General features: G+C 68.8%; 18 protein-coding genes and 2 tRNA genes. 11 read left to right on the forward strand and 9 right to left on the reverse strand.

What is annotated here, in order from left to right; all coding sequences use genetic code 11:
- The first annotated feature begins 3 nt into the window (after nucleotides 1-3).
- Entirely contained in the window at nucleotides 4-615 is a 612-nt protein-coding gene (locus tag OG524_RS18115) for an FMN-dependent NADH-azoreductase (protein ID WP_405389790.1), read from the forward strand.
- Nucleotides 616-942: 327 nt separating this feature from the next.
- Here the strand turns inward: OG524_RS18115 and OG524_RS18120 are convergent.
- A tRNA-Leu gene (locus tag OG524_RS18120) sits at nucleotides 943-1,025 on the reverse strand.
- A gap of 315 nt (nucleotides 1,026-1,340) precedes the next feature.
- Between OG524_RS18120 and OG524_RS18125 the strand changes: the two genes are divergently transcribed.
- The 6 genes from OG524_RS18125 to pknB all read left to right on the forward strand — a co-directional run bounded on the left by OG524_RS18125 (nucleotide 1,341) and on the right by pknB (nucleotide 9,373).
- Nucleotides 1,341-2,201, forward strand: a complete 861-nt coding sequence (locus OG524_RS18125) for an FhaA domain-containing protein (RefSeq protein ID WP_405811071.1) — start codon at nucleotides 1,341-1,343, stop codon at nucleotides 2,199-2,201.
- Nucleotides 2,202-2,211: 10 nt separating this feature from the next.
- Complete coding sequence (locus tag OG524_RS18130) at nucleotides 2,212-2,727, forward strand: FHA domain-containing protein (protein ID WP_028441640.1); 516 nt, start codon at nucleotides 2,212-2,214, stop codon at nucleotides 2,725-2,727.
- Nucleotides 2,728-2,856: 129 nt separating this feature from the next.
- A complete protein-coding gene (locus tag OG524_RS18135; RefSeq protein ID WP_405811074.1) occupies nucleotides 2,857-4,347 on the forward strand; it encodes a Stp1/IreP family PP2C-type Ser/Thr phosphatase in 1,491 nt (496 codons plus the stop codon).
- Between the two features lie 23 nt (nucleotides 4,348-4,370).
- Nucleotides 4,371-5,771 (forward strand): FtsW/RodA/SpoVE family cell cycle protein, encoded by a 1,401-nt coding sequence (locus OG524_RS18140; protein ID WP_405811076.1) that lies wholly within the window; start codon nucleotides 4,371-4,373, stop codon nucleotides 5,769-5,771.
- Nucleotides 5,768-7,225: a peptidoglycan D,D-transpeptidase FtsI family protein gene (locus tag OG524_RS18145; protein ID WP_405389786.1), complete on the forward strand. Its 1,458-nt coding sequence runs from the start codon at nucleotides 5,768-5,770 to the stop codon at nucleotides 7,223-7,225. The genes OG524_RS18140 and OG524_RS18145 overlap by 4 nt, the downstream gene beginning before the upstream one ends.
- Before the next feature lie 168 nt (nucleotides 7,226-7,393).
- A complete protein-coding gene (gene pknB, locus OG524_RS18150; protein ID WP_405811078.1) occupies nucleotides 7,394-9,373 on the forward strand; it encodes a Stk1 family PASTA domain-containing Ser/Thr kinase in 1,980 nt (659 codons plus the stop codon).
- A 152-nt stretch (nucleotides 9,374-9,525) separates the two neighbouring features.
- Here the strand turns inward: pknB and OG524_RS18155 are convergent, their stop codons facing one another.
- The 5 genes from OG524_RS18155 to OG524_RS18175 all read right to left on the reverse strand — a co-directional run bounded on the left by OG524_RS18155 (nucleotide 9,526) and on the right by OG524_RS18175 (nucleotide 13,400).
- On the reverse strand, nucleotides 9,526-10,254 hold the full coding sequence (locus OG524_RS18155) for a class E sortase (RefSeq protein WP_405389784.1): 729 nt from the start codon (nucleotides 10,252-10,254) through the stop codon (nucleotides 9,526-9,528).
- Between the two features lie 26 nt (nucleotides 10,255-10,280).
- A complete protein-coding gene (locus OG524_RS18160; RefSeq protein WP_405811080.1) occupies nucleotides 10,281-11,651 on the reverse strand; it encodes a class E sortase in 1,371 nt (456 codons plus the stop codon).
- Nucleotides 11,648-12,286, reverse strand: a complete 639-nt coding sequence (locus OG524_RS18165) for an aminodeoxychorismate/anthranilate synthase component II (protein WP_405389782.1) — start codon at nucleotides 12,284-12,286, stop codon at nucleotides 11,648-11,650. The genes OG524_RS18160 and OG524_RS18165 overlap by 4 nt, the downstream gene beginning before the upstream one ends.
- Complete coding sequence (locus tag OG524_RS18170) at nucleotides 12,283-12,471, reverse strand: hypothetical protein (protein WP_405389780.1); 189 nt, start codon at nucleotides 12,469-12,471, stop codon at nucleotides 12,283-12,285. Before OG524_RS18170 ends, OG524_RS18165 begins: the two co-directional genes overlap by 4 nt.
- A 161-nt stretch (nucleotides 12,472-12,632) precedes the next feature.
- Nucleotides 12,633-13,400, reverse strand: coding sequence for a DUF881 domain-containing protein (locus OG524_RS18175; protein ID WP_405389779.1), 768 nt, complete (start codon nucleotides 13,398-13,400; stop codon nucleotides 12,633-12,635).
- A 136-nt stretch (nucleotides 13,401-13,536) separates the two neighbouring features.
- Between OG524_RS18175 and crgA the strand changes: the two genes are divergently transcribed.
- Nucleotides 13,537-13,791 carry a cell division protein CrgA gene (crgA, locus tag OG524_RS18180; protein ID WP_056793179.1) on the forward strand — a complete coding sequence of 85 codons (255 nt, stop codon included), beginning with the start codon at nucleotides 13,537-13,539 and terminating at the stop codon, nucleotides 13,789-13,791.
- Between the two features lie 254 nt (nucleotides 13,792-14,045).
- Here crgA and OG524_RS18185 read toward each other — a convergent pair whose 3' ends face one another.
- Together OG524_RS18185 and OG524_RS18190 are read right to left on the reverse strand one after the other, a co-directional pair.
- The gene (locus tag OG524_RS18185) at nucleotides 14,046-14,918 is read right to left on the reverse strand and encodes a rhomboid family intramembrane serine protease (RefSeq protein ID WP_405389777.1); all 873 of its coding nucleotides are present in this window, start codon (nucleotides 14,916-14,918) and stop codon (nucleotides 14,046-14,048) included.
- A gap of 150 nt (nucleotides 14,919-15,068) precedes the next feature.
- Nucleotides 15,069-15,596: a peptidylprolyl isomerase gene (locus tag OG524_RS18190; protein WP_405811083.1), complete on the reverse strand. Its 528-nt coding sequence runs from the start codon at nucleotides 15,594-15,596 to the stop codon at nucleotides 15,069-15,071.
- A gap of 350 nt (nucleotides 15,597-15,946) precedes the next feature.
- Here OG524_RS18190 and OG524_RS18195 point away from each other — a divergent pair, with 350 nt between their 5' ends.
- The gene (locus tag OG524_RS18195) at nucleotides 15,947-16,672 is read left to right on the forward strand and encodes a DUF5324 family protein (RefSeq protein ID WP_405811084.1); all 726 of its coding nucleotides are present in this window, start codon (nucleotides 15,947-15,949) and stop codon (nucleotides 16,670-16,672) included.
- Nucleotides 16,673-17,034: 362 nt separating this feature from the next.
- On the opposite strand, the gene OG524_RS18200 is transcribed toward OG524_RS18195, so the two are convergent.
- A tRNA-Ala gene (locus OG524_RS18200) sits at nucleotides 17,035-17,107 on the reverse strand.
- Between the two features lie 172 nt (nucleotides 17,108-17,279).
- Here OG524_RS18200 and OG524_RS18205 point away from each other — a divergent pair.
- Entirely contained in the window at nucleotides 17,280-17,828 is a 549-nt protein-coding gene (locus tag OG524_RS18205; protein ID WP_405389774.1) for a helix-turn-helix domain-containing protein, read from the forward strand.
- Nucleotides 17,829-17,927: 99 nt separating this feature from the next.
- Entirely contained in the window at nucleotides 17,928-19,277 is a 1,350-nt protein-coding gene (locus tag OG524_RS18210) for a serine/threonine protein kinase (RefSeq protein ID WP_405389773.1), read from the forward strand.
- Nucleotides 19,278-19,329 lie beyond the last annotated feature (52 nt).

Consider the following 19,329-nt stretch of genomic DNA (forward strand, 5'->3'; position numbering starts at 1 on the left):
CCTATGGCCACGCTTCTGCATCTCGACTCCGCCGTCTTCCCCCAGGGCTCCGTGTCTCGCAAGGTCACGGCCGCCTTCGTCGAGGCCTGGCGCGAGCAGCACCCCGACGGCCGGGTCGTGTACCGCGACCTTGCCGCCGAGCCCCTGCCCCACCTTGACGCCGCAGCCGTTGCCGCCGGCGCCGAAGACGCGCTGCGCGGCGAACTGGCCGCCGAACTGGCCTCGGCGGACGCCGTGCTGATCGGCGCACCGATGTACAACTTCTCGATCCCGTCCACCCTGAAGGCCTGGCTGGACCAAGTGATCATCGTCGGCCACAACGCCGGCCCGGGAAGCCCCGTTGCCGGCACCCCCGTCACCGTCGTGGCCAGCCGCGGCGGTTCCTACGCGCCCGGAACCCCGCGCGAGGACTTCGAGTTCGTCCAGAACTACCTGGAGAAGGTGCTCACGGGCATGCTGGGCGCCGAAGTCGATTTCATCGTCCCGGAGTTGACGCTGGCCCACTCCAAGCCCGAGATGGCCGAGCTCATTCCGCTCGCGGACGCCTCCCGCGCCAAGGCGTTCACCGACGCCGAGGAGAAGGCCAAGTCCCTCGCGGTACGCCTCGCCGGCTGATCCACCGAACCTCCCCCGTATCACCGGCCGACCCTGACGGGGCCACAGAGCAGACCGGCTCTGCGGCCCTGTTCCCGGCCTCGCGGACCACCGCCGCAAAATCGACCTCGCGAACGATCCCGCGAACCGCTCGATACGGCACGGACCCGACGTTTCACGTGAAACAGCATCCACCCGCGCCCACCATCCGGAGGGAAGGCCCACGGACGGACAGGGCCACGCCCATCGAACAAAAGGTCCACACACAACGAAGAACCCCCGCCCCAGATCTCTCCGAGGCGGGGGTTCTGTCGAACCAACCCAACAGTTGCAAGCAACTGCTCGTTGTGCGCGAGGGGGGATTTGAACCCCCACGTCCCTAAGGACACTGGCACCTGAAGCCAGCGCGTCTGCCGTTCCGCCACTCGCGCATGAGTGGTGTTTTCAGACTCTCTCACTGTGTGGTGCGAGCGCCTGGCGACAACCGGAAGATTAGCACGCTGGACAGGGTGGATTCACATCCGTTGTTTCGGCGGACCCACGAGGGGAACCGGGAACGCGGGAAGCCCGCCCCCACTCCTCCTGAGTGCACCCGGAGTGCGGGACACTGTCAGGAAGGCACCTCTACGATCCGTGTGAGAGGTGACACTCGTCCACTGTGCAGACAAGGGGAACCAGCCGATTTCCCGACGCGTGGATACGATCAGTAGGCAGTACAGGGATGACGACACCGGAGGAGGTGCCCCATGGGAGTCATGAAGCGTTTCGAGCAGCGTCTCGAAGGTCTGGTCAATGGCACCTTCGCCAAGGTCTTCAAGTCCGAGGTGCAGCCGGTCGAGATCGCGGGAGCCCTCCAGCGCGAGTGCGACAACAACGCAACGATCTGGAACCGCGAGCGGACGGTCGTACCCAACGACTTCATCGTCGAACTCAGCACCCCGGACTACGAACGCCTCAGTCCGTACTCGGGCCAGCTCGGCGACGAGCTGTCCGGCCTCGTCCGGGACTACGCCAAGCAGCAGCGGTACACCTTCATGGGACCGATCAAGGTCCACCTGGAGAAGGCCGACGACCTCGACACGGGGCTCTACCGCGTACGCAGCCGGACCCTGGCATCGAGTTCGTCACAGCAGGGCCGGCAGAGCGGCCCCGCCCCTCACGCAGCACCGAACCGCCCCGCCGCCCCGCTGGGGCAGGGCGGCTACGGCTACCCGCCGACCTCCCCTCCGCCCATGCCCGCGGCCCCGCCGCCGGGTGCCGGGCGTCCCGGAGGCCCGGCAGCCGACTGGCGTCCCCCGGCGGCGTCCGGCCCCGCGCCGGACGCGCAGGTGCGGCGCTGGATCGAGATCAACGGCAACCGCCATCAGATCTCCCGCCCGACCTTGGTCATGGGCCGAAGCACCGACGCCGACGTGCGGATCGACGACCCCGGCGTATCGCGCCGGCACTGTGAGATCAGGACCGGAACGCCCTCGACGATCCAGGATCTCGGGTCCACCAACGGCATCGTGGTGGACGGGCAGCACACAACCCGCGCTACGCTCCGCGACGGCTCGCGGATCGTCGTGGGCAGCACCACCATCGTTTACCGGCAAGCCGAAGGGTGAAGCGGGGGCAATGTCAGAGCTGACCCTGACGGTCATGCGGCTAGGTTTCCTGGCTGTTCTGTGGCTATTCGTAATCGTGGCCGTCCAGGTCATTCGCAGCGACCTGTTCGGAACGCGCGTCACGCAGCGCGGCTCACGCCGCACTGCCAACGACACGCGCCCTCAACAGGCTCGCCAACAGCAGGCAGCGCCGCCTCAGCAGCGCCAGCAGTCCGGGCGCCAGCGTCGCGGGGCACCCACAAAGCTGGTCGTCTCCGAAGGCACGCTCACCGGCACCACCGTCGCCCTCCAGGGCCAGACCATCACCCTGGGCCGGGCGCACGACTCAACGATCGTGCTGGACGACGACTACGCGTCCAGCAGGCATGCCAGGATCTACCCGGACCGTGACGGCCAGTGGATCGTCGAGGACCTCGGGTCCACCAACGGCACCTATCTCGACCGGACCCGGCTCACCACCCCGACACCTGTTCCGCTGGGCGCGCCGATCCGCATCGGCAAGACCGTCATCGAGCTGCGGAAGTAGTACGACAATGAGCGAGCGGAGCGAGCGAGCCGCGGCGGTCCTGACGAAGGAACCGGCCCGGCTCCCGACCGGAGGGTGGGCAGTGTGGCTCGAGACCGGCTGTACCCCGAGCCGACGGGCGAGGTGCGCATGAGCTTGTCCCTGCGCTTCGCCGCCGGATCCCACAAGGGCATGATCCGGGAAGGCAACGAGGACTCCGGCTACGCCGGTCCCCGCCTTCTCGCCATCGCCGACGGCATGGGCGGCCAGGCGGCGGGAGAGGTCGCCAGTTCCGAGGTGATCTCCACGCTCGTCCAGCTCGACGACGACGTACCGGGCTCCGACATCCTCACCTCGCTCGGCACGGCGGTCCAGCGGGCCAACGACCAGCTGCGCGTCATGGTCGAGGAGGACCCCCAGCTGGAGGGCATGGGCACGACGCTCACCGCCCTGCTCTGGACCGGACAGCGTCTCGGCCTCGTCCACGTCGGCGACTCCCGGGCGTACCTGCTGCGCGACGGCGTACTGACGCAGATCACCCAGGACCACACCTGGGTCCAGCGCCTCGTCGACGAGGGCAGGATCACCGAGGAAGAGGCCACCACCCACCCCCAGCGCTCCCTGCTGATGCGGGCGCTGGGCAGCGGCGACCACGTCGAACCCGACCTCTCCATCCGTGAGGTCCGGGCCGGCGACCGCTACCTGATCTGCTCCGACGGGCTCTCCGGCGTCGTCTCCCACCAGACGATGGAAGAGACTCTGGCCAGCTACCAGGGCCCGCAGGAGACCATCCAGGAGCTCATCCAGCTCGCTCTGCGCGGCGGTGGCCCCGACAACATCACCTGCATCGTCGCCGACGTCCTGGACGTCGACAGCAACGACACCCTGGCCGGGCAGCTCAACGACACCCCGGTCATCGTCGGAGCCGTCGCCGAGAACCAGGCCGCCCAGCTGAGCGACGGCGGGGCCATGGAGACCCCGGCAGGGCGCGCGGCCGGCCTCGGCCGTCCCGTCCCGCCGCCCGCCGGAGGCTTCGGCCCGCCCGGCAGCGGCGACGACATGGGCTACGGTTCCGGCCCCGACGGCGCCTTCGGCTCGTACTCCGACGACGACTTCGTGAAACCGCGCGGCGGCCGCAAGTGGCTGAAGCGGTCGTTCTACATCGTCCTGGCACTGGCCGTCATCGGCGGTGGCGTCTACGGCGGCTACCGCTGGACGCAGACGCAGTTCTACGTGGGCGCCAAGGACGAGAACGTCGCACTGTTCCGCGGCATCAGCCAGGACCTGGCCTGGGTCTCGCTCTCGAAGGTCGAAGAGAACACCGAGATCGAACTGAAGTACCTCCCGCCCTACCAGCGCAAGCAGGTCGAGGCCACCATCGCCGAGGGCAACCTCACCGATGCCCGCAAGAAGGTCAGCGAGCTCGAAGCGCAGGCCTCCGCGTGCAAGAAGGACGCCCAGCGCCGCGCGGCCGAAGCGGACAGCAGTGCCGCCAAGGACAAGAGCGGGACGCCCGACACCGCCGACAGCACTTCCGCTACGTCCTCCGCCAAGGGGACCAAGACGACCGCGACTCCCGCTCCCGGCCCCAGCCTCTCGGAGGAAGAGAAGAAGCTGGTCCCGCAGTGCGGTAAGCAGTAAAGCCGTAGGGGGCCTTCAGCACCATGAGCGTTGTCACCAACACCACGACCATCGGCGCGATCGACGCGCCGAGCCGCCGCAACACCGAACTGGCGCTGGTTGTCTTCGCCGTCCTGATCTCGGTGTTCGCGTACGCCAACGTGGGCCTCGCCCTCAACGGCGAACTGCCCGCCGGCATGCTCGGATACGGGCTGGGCCTCGCCCTGCTCGGCGGCGTCGCGCACCTCGCGGTCCGCAGGTTCGCCCCGTACTCGGACCCGCTGCTGCTCCCGCTGGCGACCCTGCTGAACGGGCTGGGCCTGGCGCTCATCTGGCGGCTGGACCAGTCCGAGAGGATGCAGGCGCTCACGACGTACGCGCCTGCCGCGTCGAAACAGCTCATCTTCTCCGCTGTCGGCGTGGCACTGCTGGTCGGTGTGCTGATCGCCCTGAAGGACCACCGCATCCTGCAGCGCTACACCTACATCTCCATGGTGGTGGCGCTGGTCCTGCTGATCCTGCCGATGTTCTTCCCCGCTGTGAACGGCGCGAAGATCTGGATCCGGCTCCCCGGTATCGGCACGATCCAGCCGGGGGAGTTCGCCAAGATCATCATTGCGGTGTTCTTCGCCGGGTACCTTATGGTCAAGCGCGACGCACTGGCCCTGGCCAGCCGCCGTTTCATGGGGCTCTACCTGCCCCGGGGCCGTGACCTCGGGCCGATCCTCATGGTCTGGGCCTTCTCGATCCTCATCCTGGTCTTCGAGACCGACCTCGGATCCTCGCTGCTGTTCTTCGGCATGTTCGTCGTCATGCTGTACGTCGCCACCGAGCGCACCAGCTGGATCGTCTTCGGTCTGCTGATGTCCGCGGCCGGCGCAGTCGCTGTGGCTACGTTCGAGATTCACGTCCAGCAGCGCGTCACCGCCTGGCTCGACCCCTTCGCGGGCTGGGACAAGATCGACGCGAGCGAGCAGATGGCCAAGTCCCTGATGGCGTTCGGCTCCGGCGGCACCCTCGGCACCGGCCTCGGACAGGGCAACTCCGACCTGATCGGCTTCGCCGCCAACTCCGACTTCATCCTCGCCACCGTCGGCGAGGAGCTCGGCCTCGCCGGGATGATGGCCGTCCTGCTCATCTACGGCCTCATCGTCGAACGCGGTGTCCGCACCGCGCTCGCCGCCCGCGACCCCTTCGGCAAGCTCCTGGCGATCGGCCTCTCCGGCTCCTTCGCCATCCAGGTCTTCGTCGTCGCCGGCGGTGTCATGGGTCTCATCCCGCTGACCGGTATGACCATGCCGTTCCTCGCGGCCGGTGGTTCCTCCGTCATCGCCAACTGGGCCCTGATCGGCATCCTGATCAGAATCAGTGATACCGCCCGCCGTCCCGCTCCGGCCCCCGCGCCGTCCACGGACGCCGAGATGACCCAGGTGGTCCGACCGTGAACAAGCCGCTCCGCCGGATCGCGATGTTCTGCGGCATCCTGGTCCTGGCCCTGCTGGTGCGGACCAACTACCTCCAGTACGTCCGCGCCGACGAGCTCAACTCCAACGAGCACAACCGCCGCGTCGAGATCGAGCGCTACGCGCACGAGCGCGGCAACATCATCGTCGACGGCGAGCCGGTCACCGGCTCGGTCGAGACCACGGACAGCGACTTCAGGTACAAGCGTGTCTGGAAGAACGGCCCCATGTGGGCGCCCGTCACCGGCTACTCCTCGCAGGCCTTCGACTCCTCCCAGCTGGAGAACCTCGAGGACGGCATCCTCACCGGCAACAGTGACCAGCTGTTCTTCGACCGGACGCTCTCGATGTTCACCGGCGAGAAGAAGACCGGCGGGAACATCGTCACCACCCTCGACGGCGCCGCCCAGAAGGCCGCCTTCGAAGGACTCGGCGACAAGAAGGGTGCCGTAGCCGCGATCGACCCGCAGACCGGCGCCGTCCTGGCACTGGCCAGCACTCCCTCGTACGACCCGTCGGTCTTCGCGGGGAACTCGCTCAAGGACTCGGACGCCCGGCAGAAGCTCCTGAACGACAAGGACAAGCCGATGCTGAACCGGGCCCTGCGGGAGACCTACCCGCCGGGCTCGACGTTCAAGGTCGTCACGGCCGCCGCGGCCCTGGAGAACGGCCTCTACACCGACATCGACGCGAAGACGGACTCCCCGCTGCCCTGGCGGCTGCCGCAGTCGACCAACCTGCTGCAGAACGAGGGCAGCATCCCGTGCGAGGACGCCTCCCTCCGGGAAGCCCTGCGCTGGTCCTGCAACACCGTCTTCGGCAAGCTCAGCGACGACCTCGGCAACGACAAGATGATCGAGCAGGCCGACAAGTTCGGCTTCAACGAGGAGATCTTCACTCCTGTCCGCGCCGACGCCAGCGTCTACCCGAAGGACAACCGGCCACAGAACGCCATGGCGGGCATCGGCCAGGCGTCCAACCGGGCCACCCCGCTCCAGATGGCCATGGTGGCAGCCGCGATCGCCAACGACGGCAAGCTCATGCAGCCGTACATGGTCGCCGAGCGCCAGGCACCCAACCTGGACGTCATCTACACGCACGAGAAGAAGCAGATCGGTCAGCCCCTCTCGGGTGAGAACGCCCAGAAGGTGCAGCAGATGATGGAGACCGTCGTCGAGAAGGGCACGGGAACCAACGCGCGGATCGACGGCGTCACTGTCGGTGGCAAGACCGGAACCGCGCAACACGGCCTCAACAACAGCGAGAAGCCCTACGCCTGGTTCATCTCGTACGCCAAGACCGACAGCGGCTCACCGGTCGCCGTCGCCGTGGTCGTCGAGGACGGCAATGCCAACCGGGACGACATCTCCGGCGGCGGCCTGGCCGCGCCGATCGCCAAGAATGTGATGAAGGCGGTACTCGACGGAAAGAAGTGACAACCGTCACAACTTCTGTCCACACCAGCACATTGGGATACCGGTCGGATATCAGCTGACGGGTGCGGGGCGATCACGTCGGGCGCGCCCGGTAGCGTATGCGCGAACAGCGCACCGCCGGACCACACACGGGTGCGGTCGGGACTGACGGAGAGGGCTGGATCAGTTATGGAAGAGCCGCGTCGCCTCGGCGGCCGGTACGAGCTGGGCTCGGTGCTCGGCCGTGGTGGCATGGCCGAGGTCTACCTCGCGCACGACACCCGGCTCGGCCGCACCGTAGCTGTGAAGACGCTGCGGGCCGATCTCGCCCGCGACCCGTCATTCCAGGCCCGGTTCCGCCGTGAGGCCCAGTCGGCCGCCTCGCTCAACCACCCCGCGATCGTCGCCGTCTACGACACCGGCGAGGACTACGTCGACGGTGTCTCCATCCCGTACATCGTGATGGAGTACGTCGACGGCTCGACCCTCAGAGAGCTTCTTCACTCGGGCCGCAAGCTGCTGCCCGAACGCACCCTCGAAATGACGGTCGGCATCCTCCAGGCGCTGGAGTACTCGCACCGCGCCCAGATCGTCCACCGCGACATCAAGCCGGCGAACGTCATGCTGACGCGCACCGGCCAGGTCAAGGTCATGGACTTCGGCATCGCCCGCGCGATGGGCGACTCCGGCATGACGATGACCCAGACCGCGGCGGTCATCGGCACGGCCCAGTACCTCTCCCCGGAGCAGGCCAAGGGCGAACAGGTCGACGCACGCTCCGACCTGTACTCCACCGGCTGCCTGCTCTACGAACTGCTCGCGGTCCGGCCCCCGTTCGTCGGGGACTCGCCGGTCGCGGTCGCCTACCAGCACGTACGGGAAGAGCCGCAGCCGCCGAGCAACTTCGACCCCGAGATCACGCCCGAGATGGACGCGATCGTGTTGAAGGCGCTGACGAAGGACCCCGACTACCGGTACCAGTCGGCCGACGAGATGCGCGCCGACATCGAGGCCTGCCTCGACGGTCAGCCGGTCGCGGCCACGGCGGCGATGGGTGCGGCGGGCTACGGCGGCTACGACGCCTACGGCAACGACCAGCCCACCACGGCCCTGCGCCCGATGGACCCGGCCGGTGCCCAGACGTCCATGCTTCCGCCGGTCAACCCGGACGACGGCGGTTACGGCTACGACGACCGCCCGGACCGCCGCCGACAGAAGAAGAGCAACACCTCGACGATCCTGCTGGTCGTCGCGGGCATCCTGGTGCTCGTGGGTGCGATCCTGATCGGCCGTGAGGTCTTCGGGTCCACCGACGGCGGCAGTGGGGAGATCGACGTACCGACCTTGGTCGGATCCACGGTCGCCGAAGCCCAGGAGACCGCGGACAACGCCGACATCGTCCTGAAGGTGGGTTCGAAGGAGCCCTGCGAGGAACAGGCCGCGGACAAGATCTGCAGCCAGAATCCGGCGGACGGCACGATCAAGGCGGGCGAGACCATCACGGTCGTCGTCTCCACCGGAGCGCCCAAGGTCGAGGTCCCGGACGTCCTGGAGAAGTCCGAGGACAGCGCCCGGAAGGCTCTGGAGGAGAAGGGCTTCACGGTCTCCGTCGAAGCCGTCGAGTCCAACGCGACCCCGGGCACGGTCACCAAGCAGAAGCCGGGGCCGGGCGAGAAGGCCGAGAAGGACTCCGAGGTCACGATCACGGTGGCCAAGCAGGCGACCGAGCCGATGCCCGATGTACGCACCCGTGATTTCTCGGCAGCAGTCGATCAACTCAATCGCCTTGGGTTCACCAACGTCTTGAGGGCCGACGTTGATTCGAACGAGGCTGCAGGCATCGTGATTGAACAGACCCCGGCGGGGCCGAGCAAGCAGGCCAAGGACGTCCAGATCGTCCTGAAGGTCTCCAAGGGGCCCGCGCAGCCGGAGCAGGTCACCATCCCCGGGGACATCATCGGAAAGCGGTACCAGGACGCGAAGGCCACTCTCGAAGGCCTGGGTCTGGTGGTCGCGCTCGCCCCCAACTCGTCCGACAAGGGCAACGCCGTGGTGATGAACGCGGCCCCGGGTGCGAACAGCCAAGTGGCCAAGGGCAGTACGGTCACCCTGACGACCGTCGGCGGGGACGGCAACATCTTCGGCGGCCCGTCCGGATTCTCGGACTGACCCACAAAACCCGCCGCACAGCGAAGGGCCCCGGTCACCTCAACGGTGACCGGGGCCCTCCTTCTTCGCTCAGAGCCCGGATCCGGGGCAATCGCCCGGCCCGACTCGTCGTGGGCGTCGGAACGCCCGGCGCGCGCAGGGACCCGGCAGAGTCACCGCAGCTCCGCCGGCTTCGTACGGTCCCGGTCGACCTTCTCCGTACGGACCAGCTCGCCCCACACGATGTAGCGGTACTTCGACGTGTAGACCGGCGTGCATGTGGTCAGTGTGATGTAGCGGCCGGGCTTCTTCACGCCCGACTCCTTCGGCACCGGCGCGATCGCGTCGACGTTGAACTTCGACGTCTCCGGGAGCTCGGCGTACACCTTGTAGACGTACCAGGTGTCCTTGGTCTCGAAAACGACCGCGTCGCCCTTCTTCACCTTGTCTATGTTGTGGAACTTGGCGCCGTGGCCGTCCCGGTGCGCGGCAAGCGTGAAGTTGCCCTGCTCGTCCGAGGGGAGCGCCGACTTCACGGGGTCCGTGTAGTAGCCGGCGATGCCGTGGTTGAGGGTCTCGGGGTCCGTGCCCTTCTTGACCAGCACCTCGCCGTTCTTCATGGCGGGCACGTGCAGGAAGCCGATGCCGTCCTTGGTGTCCAGCGCACCCGGTCCGCCCGCCCAGCGGTCGCGAACGCTGTTGCCCTGCTTGTCGGCCTCGCGGTCGGCGAGCACGTTGGTCCACCACAGCGAGTAGACGACAAAGAGGCCCAGCACCAGGCCTGCCGTGATCAGCAGCTCACCGAAGAGGCTCACGGCCGCCGCGACAGGATGACGGCTACTGCGCCGTACCGGCGGCGCCGGCACGGCGGCGCGCTCTTCGTGCTCGGTCCTCGCTGCCACCGCACCCGTCCCTGTCGTGATGATGTTCAGCCGACGAGTGCGTCGGGCTTCCCCTCGCTGCGCGGCCGTTCGTCGACCATCTTGCCCCACACGATCATTCGGTACGTACTCGTGAATTCCGGCGTACACGTCGTCAGCGTGATGTACCTGCCCGGACCGGAGAAGCCGGATCCCTTCGGCACGGCGTCGATCACCGAGACGTTGGACGGCGACGTCTGGGGAAGGATGCTGGTCATCTCGTAGGTGTAGTACGCCTCCCGCGTCTCCACCACGATCGGGTCACCGGGCTTCAGCTTGTTGACGTAGCGGAACGGTTCGCCATGGGTGTTGCGGTGACCCGCGACCGCGAAGTTCCCCTGCTTCGCCGAAGGCATGGCCGTCTTCAGCTTGCCCTCGGCGTAGTGGCCGATCATGCCGCGGTCGAGGACCTTCTCCTTGTTGATGCCCTCGGCGATCGGCGCGACCACGTCCAGCTTCGGGATGTGCATGATGGCGAAGCCCTGGCCCGCCTCGAAGGCGCCCGGTGTGCGTTCGCCGTTCGCCCAGTCGTCCTGGATCTTGTTCGTCTCCCGGCCGGCGATCTGGTCGGCACGGATGTTGGTCCACCACAGCTGATACGTGACGAAAAGAAGCATCAGCACGCCGAAGGTGATGAACACCTCTCCGACGACCCGACTGGCCACGACGGCCGGGCTGTCCTTGGCCGCGCGGGCCGCACGCCGGGCTTCCAGCCGCGACATGGGGACGGCGGCGGGCTCTGCCGTGTCCGCCTCCGCCGGGCGGCGCGGTTCGGCCCGCCGCTTTCCGCGGCCCTTGGCCGCTCGCCGGCGCTCCGCCCGGCCGCCCGTCGGCAGGGACGCGGCCGAGGGGTCCGGCAGAGGTGCGGCCGGCGGATCCGGAACGTCGAGGTCGGCATCGGGGGCGGCCACGGGGTTGTCCGGCTGTGACAGGCGGCGGGTGTCCGCCGTCCGCAGGGCGACGGTCTCGTCGACCCGGGCCGGGGCAGCCTGGACACGGGGCTCGACAGGAGCGGGCCCGGGCACCGGATCGGGCGACACGGACGCCGCCGGGGCAGAAACCGGCTGAGGGGCCGGTTCCGGCCCTCGCTGCCCGTACCAGTCCCGCTGGTACCCCTCCGGGTCGTACCACTCCCCAGGGGTCTCCTGTGGCCGCCGGGACCCCTGCGGCGCCGCTGCCGAGGGGTCCGGTCCTGCCGCACCGTCCGCCGGGGCGCTCTCCGCCCGGAACCAGGGCGCCGTGTGCTGGCCCGGCAGGGGGTCGTTCAGCGGGTCCTCGAGCTGCTCCACCGCCGCCTCGAACGTGCCGTCGGCCTCGTACGCTCCCTGCGCGTACGGGCCGTTCTGCCCGGCATCGGGTTCGGGGCGGAGCGCGGTCACGCCGCGGCCTTGCCCACCACCGGTGCGAGCCCCACCGACCTGGCGACGGCCCCCGTGTACCCGCACTGCGCCAGCCAGTTCGCGAGCATCAGGTGGCCGTGCTCGGTGAGCACGGACTCCGGGTGGAACTGCACGCCCTCCACCGCCAGTTCACGGTGGCGCAGACCCATGATGATCCCGTCGGCGGTACGCGCGGTGACCTCCAGCTCGGGCGGGACCGTGGCAGGCTCCGCGGCGAGCGAGTGGTAGCGCGTCGCGGTGAACGGCGACGGCAGGCCGGCGAACACGCCCTTCCCCTCGTGCAGCACGGGGGAGGTCTTGCCGTGCAGCAGCTCCGGCGCGCGGTCCACCACACCGCCGTACGCGACGGCCATCGACTGCATGCCCAGGCATACGCCGAATACGGGGACGCCGGTGCGCGCGCAGTGGTGCACCATGTCGATGCAGACCCCGGCCTGCTCGGGCGTGCCCGGTCCCGGCGACAGCAGAACACCGTCGAAGCCGTCCTCGGCGTGCGCCGTGGTCACCTCGTCGTTGCGCACCACTTCGCACTCGGCACCGAGCTGGTAGAGGTACTGGACGAGGTTGAAGACAAAGCTGTCGTAGTTGTCGACGACGAGAATGCGTGCGCTCACCGGCCGGTCTCCGCTCCGCCCGTGCCTTCGCCGTCCACCGTCACATCACCGAACGGGAGCAGGGGCTCCGCCCAGGGGAAGACGTACTGGAAGAGCGCGTAGACGGCAGCCAGGGCGAGCACGAGCGACAGGAAGCCCCGCACCCATGTGTTGCCCGGCAGATGCCGCCAGATCCAGCCGTACATGCTGTCCCCTCCGTTCGGTACGGCACCAGACTAAACGGCGGGGGCTCGGGCGTGGGTCAGCTGTGGAAAGCCGCGGCCCGGCGTCCGTCACACCTGTGGCCCGGCTGTGGACGACCGCGGCCCGAATCATGGCTCCGGCACCGGCCGGCCCGCCCGGAGGGCTACTCCACGGGCTGTGCGTAATGGAGGTCCACCGTGCCCGAATAGCCGGGGAGCGTCACCTTGTCGTCCTCGTCGACCTGCCAGCCCAGCCCGTACGCCTTCACGTACAGCTGGTAGTTCTGGATCGCCGTGGAGTCGTCGAGCGCCTGCTTGAGACCGCCCGGGTCGCCGACCGCGGTGACCTTGTACGGAGGGGAGTACACCCGGCCCTGCAGGATCAGCGTGTTGCCGACACAGCGCACGGCGCTCGTGGAGATCAGCCGCTGGTCCATCACCTGGATCCCGCGGGCCCCACCCTCCCAGAGGGCGTTCACGACGGCCTGCAGATCCTGCTGGTGGATGACCAGGTCATTGGGCTGCGGATCGGGATAGCCGGGGTTCGCGGTGGCATCGGGCGGCGCGTCGTCGAGCGTGACGCTGACGGCCTCGCCGGTGAGCTCCGTCGTGCCCGCGGCCTTCTCCAGCGCGTCGAGCTCGGCGTCCTCCGCCTCGGTGCTCCCGTCGTCACGCCGGGCGAGCGCGTCGATGTCCGCGCGCACCGAAGCCGTCGATTCGTCCAGCTCGGCGTTGTTCTCGCTGCGCTGCTGGATGAGGTCGGAAAGCTTCAGCAAGGAGGAGTCGGTACGGATGTCCGTACCCTTGGCAGTGTTGGCGCTGGTGACGAAGATGAGTCCGGCCAGCGCGAAAACGGCAGCGGTGAGGCTCTGGACCGGCCACCGGGACACTCGCCGGGCCGGACCTTGAGGAGAGTCGGCAGAATTGCTCAACGTACCCTTATCTCCTTAGGCGCCACGGAAGCACTACGCTAACGGACGCCCCGGGGAGGCAGCATTCCCCCTTGCGCCCCGGCGCCAGCCACAGATCCCTGCGCGGTCACGCAGCGCATCGACAGGAGAGTCCCTCGTGCCGAAGTCACGTATCCGCAAGAAGGCAGACTTCACGCCTCCTCCGGAGAGGCAGTCCACCAACATAAAGCTGACCAACCGAAGTTGGGTGGCGCCGGTGATGCTGGCGCTCTTCCTCATCGGCCTGGCCTGGATCGTGGTCTTCTACGTAACCGAGGGCGATCTGCCGATCGACGCCCTGGGCAACTGGAACATCGTGGTGGGCTTCGGCTTCATCGCCGGTGGCTTCGGTGTCTCCACCCAGTGGAAGTAGCCCTGCGCACACCCCTGCCCTGAGTTACCCACAGAGTTATCCACAATCAGGGGAAAAGGTCAGACGATCTGTGGATAACTTCCGTCGAAGTTGACGCCGGTGTGACTGCACACTCTCGCATCGCGGGACGGTACGCCCCTTGTCCTGACTGGAAAAACCCAGTTCAGCGACAAGGGGCACAGCTGTTCCCCACGCCATGCACAAGATCCGGCACCCTCTGTGGACAACCCCGACCCCGGAACACCGGATTCCGCTCAGGTGAGCGCTGCGGTCCTGACGAGAACGATCACCACGACCACCACCAGAACCAGCGCACAGGCCCCGTACTGCACGAGGTTCCGGCGCTCGCGCGGTGCGTGCACCATGGCGGTCGCGATCAGGGCACCCGCGACCAGGCCGCCGATGTGCGCCTGCCAGGCGATGGCACCCCACGGGTTGAAGGTGAAGATCAGGTTCACCACGAGGAGCGCGATCAGCGGCCGCATGTCGTAGTTCATCCGGCGCATCAGGACCGCTGTGGCCCCCAGCAGACCGAACACGGCACCGGACGCACCGAGCGAGCCCTGCGACGGATCGGAGATCCAGTACGTGAGGGCACTGCCGGCCAGCCCCGAGAGCACGTAGAGCAGCAGATAGCGGACCCGGCCCAGCGCGGCTTCCAGCGGTCCGCCGAGCCACCACAGCCCCAGCATGTTGAAGGCGATGTGCCACACCTCCTGGTGCAGGAACATCGACGTCACCAGGCGGTACCACTGCCCTTCGGCGACTCCCTGGCCGCCCGCACTGCCGAAGAGCAGCAGGTCGTCGAGCAGCGGGCGCCCCGCGACGGAGACGGCAATGAACACCGCGAGATTGATGCCGAGCAGGATCTTGGTGACCAGCCTGGGGTCGCTCGCGACGGTGCCGCCCGCCAGGGTGCGCGGCCGGCTCGCCGCCGGATGGTGACCCGCACCGGAGCCCTCCCGGACGCAGTCCGGGCACTGAAAGCCGACCGAGGCGTCGATCATGCAGTCGGTGCAGATCGGCCGCTCGCACCGGACGCATCGGATCCCCGTCTCCCGGTCCGGATGCCTGTAGCACGTGGCCGGGCCGTCCGCGGCCCCGTCCTTCGGCGGCTGCTGCTCCATCGGTCACGGCCCCTTCGGTCCTCGTCCGTGGAGGCGGCGCACCTGCGTCCGCCCCGCTCGCCCGTTATGTAACAGTACGGACGAACAGGGCGGCAGGTTCCCGGACTCCGGGGTCGACAGTCCCGACGCCCACCGGCGCGGGGGTGGAGATCAGCGGGTCTCGATGACGACCGACTCGATCACCACGTCCTGCACCGGACGGTCCGTGCGCGGATTCGTCGCGGTCGCCGCGATGGTGTCCACGACCTTCCTGCCCGCGCCGTCGGAGACCTCACCGAAGATCGTGTGCTTGCCGGTGAGCCATGCCGTGGGCGACACCGTCAGGAAGAACTGCGAGCCGTTGGTGCCCGGACCCGCGTTGGCCATCGCCAGCAGGTAGGGCTTGTTGAACGCGAGGTCGGGGTGGAACTCGTCGCCGAACTCGTATCCCGGCCCGCCCGTACCGTTGCCCAGCGGGTCGCCGCCCTGGATCATGAAGCCGCTGATGACGCGGTGGAAGACAGTGCCGTCGTACAGCTTGTCCGTGGACTTCCTGCCGGTCGCCGGGTTGGTCCACTCACGCTCGCCCTGGGCGAGCTCGACGAAGTTCTTGACCGTCTTGGGCGCGTGGTTCGGCAGAAGCCGGATCTCGATGTCGCCTTGGCTGGTCTTCAAGGTGGCGTACAGCTGCTCGGCCACGATCTGCCTTCCGTAAGTCTTCTCTGACGACCACCGATCCTTGCACGGTGCACCCCGTCCGACCCCCGGTCGACGCCCCAAGGACGAGCGGCACTCACCTTGTTGCCCGCTTTCCTGCACCTTTCCCACACTTCCTGCGGGATAAATGCGGCCAAGTGCGCGGCGCCACGGCGCGCACCGACACGAACCGTGGCATCGTCGTCGCGACGCTCCCCTTGCACCGTATTGCCCCGAGAATGCCGTTCATGACCCGGATGCCCGTCCCGTCTGGCGCTCAAGGCCTCAGCAGGCATGATTTCGAAATGGGTGGATAGGCGGAGTACCTACCCGCCACCAAGGAGGAGGATCCCGTGACCCGCATCGACAGCGTGCGCGCCGCAACCTACTCGGCGAAGGACAGCGCGCAGCACGCCGCGGAAGTGGTGGCGCCCTACGCCGACACGGCCAAGGAACAGGCCGCGCACTACGCGCAGGAGGCTCGCGCCCTGCTCGCGCCCAAGGTGTCGAAGGCAGCCGCGCAGGCTCGCGTCCAGTACGGCGCGCATCTCGCGCCCCGCATCGAACAGGCACGCACCCATGTGCCCCCCAGGGTCGACGAGGCCGCACACCGCGCCGCCGTCCGTACCCGGCGGGCCGCCCGGAGCGCGGCCGACTACACCGTGCCGCGTGTCGAACACGCGGTGGCGATGGCCCAGCCCATGGCCGAGGAGGCCACCGCCCGCAGCGCCGCAGCGCTGGCCGCGCTGCGTGGCCAGGTGACGGCCAAGGAGATCCGCAAGCTCGCCAGAAAACACAAGCGGCGTGCCAGGGCCGGCGGCGTGGCCAAGGGGGTGCTCATCCTGGGCGTTCTGGCGGGCGGCGCCTTCGCCGCCTGGAAGTGGTGGGACAAGCAGGCCAACCCGGACTGGCTGGTCGAGCCTCCCGCCCCCACCGAGGTGGCCGACGACCCGGCCCCGCTGACCTCAATCGACGGCAGCGCCCCGACCGTGCTCGACCCGGAGGTCCGGGCCACGCAGGACGAGGACGAGACCGGAGCGGACACTGCGGAGGGCACCGACGGCGACGAGCGCCGCTGAGCACACGGCAACGAGAGGGGCGCCGGACGACCGTGAGGCCGTCCGGCGCCCCTCTTCGTCGTAGTGCTCGGCGGCCCGATGTTCCCGCTCACGGAACTGACCGCGCCGGCCACCCCCGCCGCACCGGCCCCGGAAGGGTCGCCCCGGGAAGATCGACGGAACCCGGCTGTACGTGACCGACGGCGCCGGATTCTTCGGCCGCCGGTACGGGTGGGTGCCGAGCCGGAGGTATCACCGTGCTCGAACCGCGCGCCTGAGGCCCGCACGGGCGGGACGGGGACGGAGCAACCCCGCACCCGCCTGCCCCATGGACGAAAAAACACCCCTGACCTGCTGAAACACAGGTCAGGGGTGTTGGGTTGTGGAGCCTAGGAGATTCGAACTCCTGACATCTGCCTTGCAAAGGCAGCGCTCTACCAACTGAGCTAAGGCCCCGGGAAAAGCCGACAGTACCGGACGCATCGGTGCCGCGACATCCGTCGCAGAACAGAGTACCGGGTGACCCCCTGAATCTTGCAAAAGGATTGGGACTCCCGGTCCGCAACGGCTCTCCGTAAGATGCACGGCAAGGTTCGCAGCAGCGAAGCCGCAGCGAAGGGGAGACGCAATGGACGCAGCGCAACAAGAGGCGACGGCTAGAGCCCGGGAGCTCCAGCGCAGCTGGTACGGGGAGCCTCTGGGGGCGCTCTTCCGCAGGCTGATCGACGATCTCGGCCTGAACCAGGCCCGGCTCGCCGCGGTGCTCGGGCTGTCCGCGCCCATGCTGTCCCAGCTGATGAGCGGCCAGCGGGCCAAGATCGGCAACCCCGCGGTCGTCCAGCGCGTCCAGGCCCTTCAGGAGCTCGCCGGACAGGTGTCGGACGGCAGTGCCAGCGCGGGAGAGGCCACCGACCGGATGGAAGAGATCAAGAAGTCCCAGGGCGGTTCGGTTCTGACCGGCACCGGCCAGACGTCCACCACCGGCGGGGCGCCCACGGTCCGGCGCGTGGTCCGTGAGATCCAGTCGCTGCTGCGGTCGGTCGCCGCCGCCGGCGACATCATCGATGCCGCGGACTCCCTCGCCCCGACCCACCCCGAACTGGCAGAGTTCCTCAGGGTGTACGGAGCGGGGCGCACCGCCGACGCGGTCGCGCACTACGAAGGCCACCAGAGCTAGAGAGGTCCCGGGTTGCCGGGTCCTGTCCGGCAGGACCCTGGCAGTATCCCGACGGCCGGGACACGAGCCGAAACTGGAACGGGGAGCGGGCGCAGCGCAATGGGTGAGGTATTCGCTGGTCGGTACGAGCTGATCGATCCGATCGGACGGGGTGGGGTCGGGGCCGTCTGGCGCGCCTGGGACCACCGGCGCCGCAGGTATGTGGCGGCCAAGGTCCTGCAGCAGAGCGACGCGCACACACTGCTGCGCTTCGTCCGCGAGCAGGCACTGCGGATCGAGCACCCGCACGTCCTGGCTCCGGCAAGCTGGGCGGCCGACGACGACAAGGTCCTGTTCACGATGAACCTGGTGAGCGGCGGATCGCTGGCCCATGTCATCGGCGACTACGGGCCGTTGCCCCCGCGTTTCGTCTGCCTGCTGCTGGACCAGCTGTTGTCCGGGCTGTCCACGGTGCATGCCGAGGGGGTCGTGCACCGTGACATCAAGCCGGCCAACATCCTGATGGAGGCCACCGGAACGGGCCGGCCGCATCTGCGGCTCTCCGACTTCGGCATCTCGATGCGCAAGGGCGAGCCGCGTCTGACCGAGACCAACTACGTCGTGGGCACGCCCGGTTACTTCGCTCCCGAGCAGATGATGGGGGCGGAACCCGACTTCCCCGCGGACCTGTTCGCGGTCGGTCTCGTCGCGCTCTATCTGCTGCAGGGCCAGAAGCCCGACTCCCAGGCGCTCATCGAGTACTTCGCCGCGCACGGCACCCCGGGTGCGCCCCAGGGGGTGCCCGAGCCGCTGTGGCAGGTGCTCGCCGGGCTGCTGCAGCCGGACCCGCAAGCCCGCTTCCGGACGGCCACGGGAGCGCGCAAGGCGCTGACGGCCGCCGTCGAGATGCTGCCGGACCCCGGTCCGGACGAGGAGCCGGTGGAGGTCTTCGACCAGATCGGGCCCCTGCCCGCCGGATTCGGCCCCGACGGCCCCGTACAGGCCCCCCAGACGCCCGTACAGCCACTCGGTGGACCACAGGCGCCCCAGGCGTCACAGCAGCCCCAGGGCGCCGGGCAGCAGCCCTACACGCCGCCGCCCTCGATGTCGGAGACGGGCAGCTTCCACCTCGCCCCGCCCCCGCAGTCCGCACAGCTGCCCCGACAGGGCCTGCCGCAGACCCCGTCCACCCCGGTCCCGGCACAGACGGCCCCGCCCTTCGCCGCTGTCGCACCGGATCTCGCGCAGGCACCCACGGCAGCGGTGCAGCACGGGGCGGCGCCCACCCGCGCCTACACGGCCCAGCACCCGCAGGCTCCGCACCCCGGTGCGGCCGTCGCGCCGCCGGCCCCCGCCGCGCACGTGTCCCCCCGAACGCGCCCGGGACCGCCCCCGAAGGTGGCGATCCCGGTGCTGTTCGTCGCGCTGATCTGCTTCGCGGTCGGCATCTGGGCGCTGACCCAGGCCTGACCGCCGCACGGCCGCCGGGCCTGACCGCCGAACGGGGCTGCCTGCCCCGGCC

Source organism: Streptomyces sp. NBC_01520 (genome assembly GCF_045040375.1).
Classification (GTDB): Bacteria; Actinomycetota; Actinomycetes; order Streptomycetales; family Streptomycetaceae; genus Streptomyces.

Coding starts and splice junctions, on each gene's coding strand:
- OG524_RS18170 (WP_405389780.1), bottom strand. CDS start 12,471: ATGTACGGCTGGATCTGGCGGCATCTGCCGGGCAACACATGGGTGCGG.
- OG524_RS18140 (WP_405811076.1), top strand. CDS start 4,371: ATGAGCGTTGTCACCAACACCACGACCATCGGCGCGATCGACGCGCCG.
- OG524_RS18135 (WP_405811074.1), top strand. CDS start 2,857: ATGAGCTTGTCCCTGCGCTTCGCCGCCGGATCCCACAAGGGCATGATC.
- OG524_RS18210 (WP_405389773.1), top strand. CDS start 17,928: ATGGGTGAGGTATTCGCTGGTCGGTACGAGCTGATCGATCCGATCGGA.
- pknB (WP_405811078.1), top strand. CDS start 7,394: ATGGAAGAGCCGCGTCGCCTCGGCGGCCGGTACGAGCTGGGCTCGGTG.
- OG524_RS18205 (WP_405389774.1), top strand. CDS start 17,280: ATGGACGCAGCGCAACAAGAGGCGACGGCTAGAGCCCGGGAGCTCCAG.
- OG524_RS18115 (WP_405389790.1), top strand. CDS start 4: ATGGCCACGCTTCTGCATCTCGACTCCGCCGTCTTCCCCCAGGGCTCC.
- OG524_RS18125 (WP_405811071.1), top strand. CDS start 1,341: ATGGGAGTCATGAAGCGTTTCGAGCAGCGTCTCGAAGGTCTGGTCAAT.
- OG524_RS18130 (WP_028441640.1), top strand. CDS start 2,212: ATGTCAGAGCTGACCCTGACGGTCATGCGGCTAGGTTTCCTGGCTGTT.
- OG524_RS18185 (WP_405389777.1), bottom strand. CDS start 14,918: ATGGAGCAGCAGCCGCCGAAGGACGGGGCCGCGGACGGCCCGGCCACG.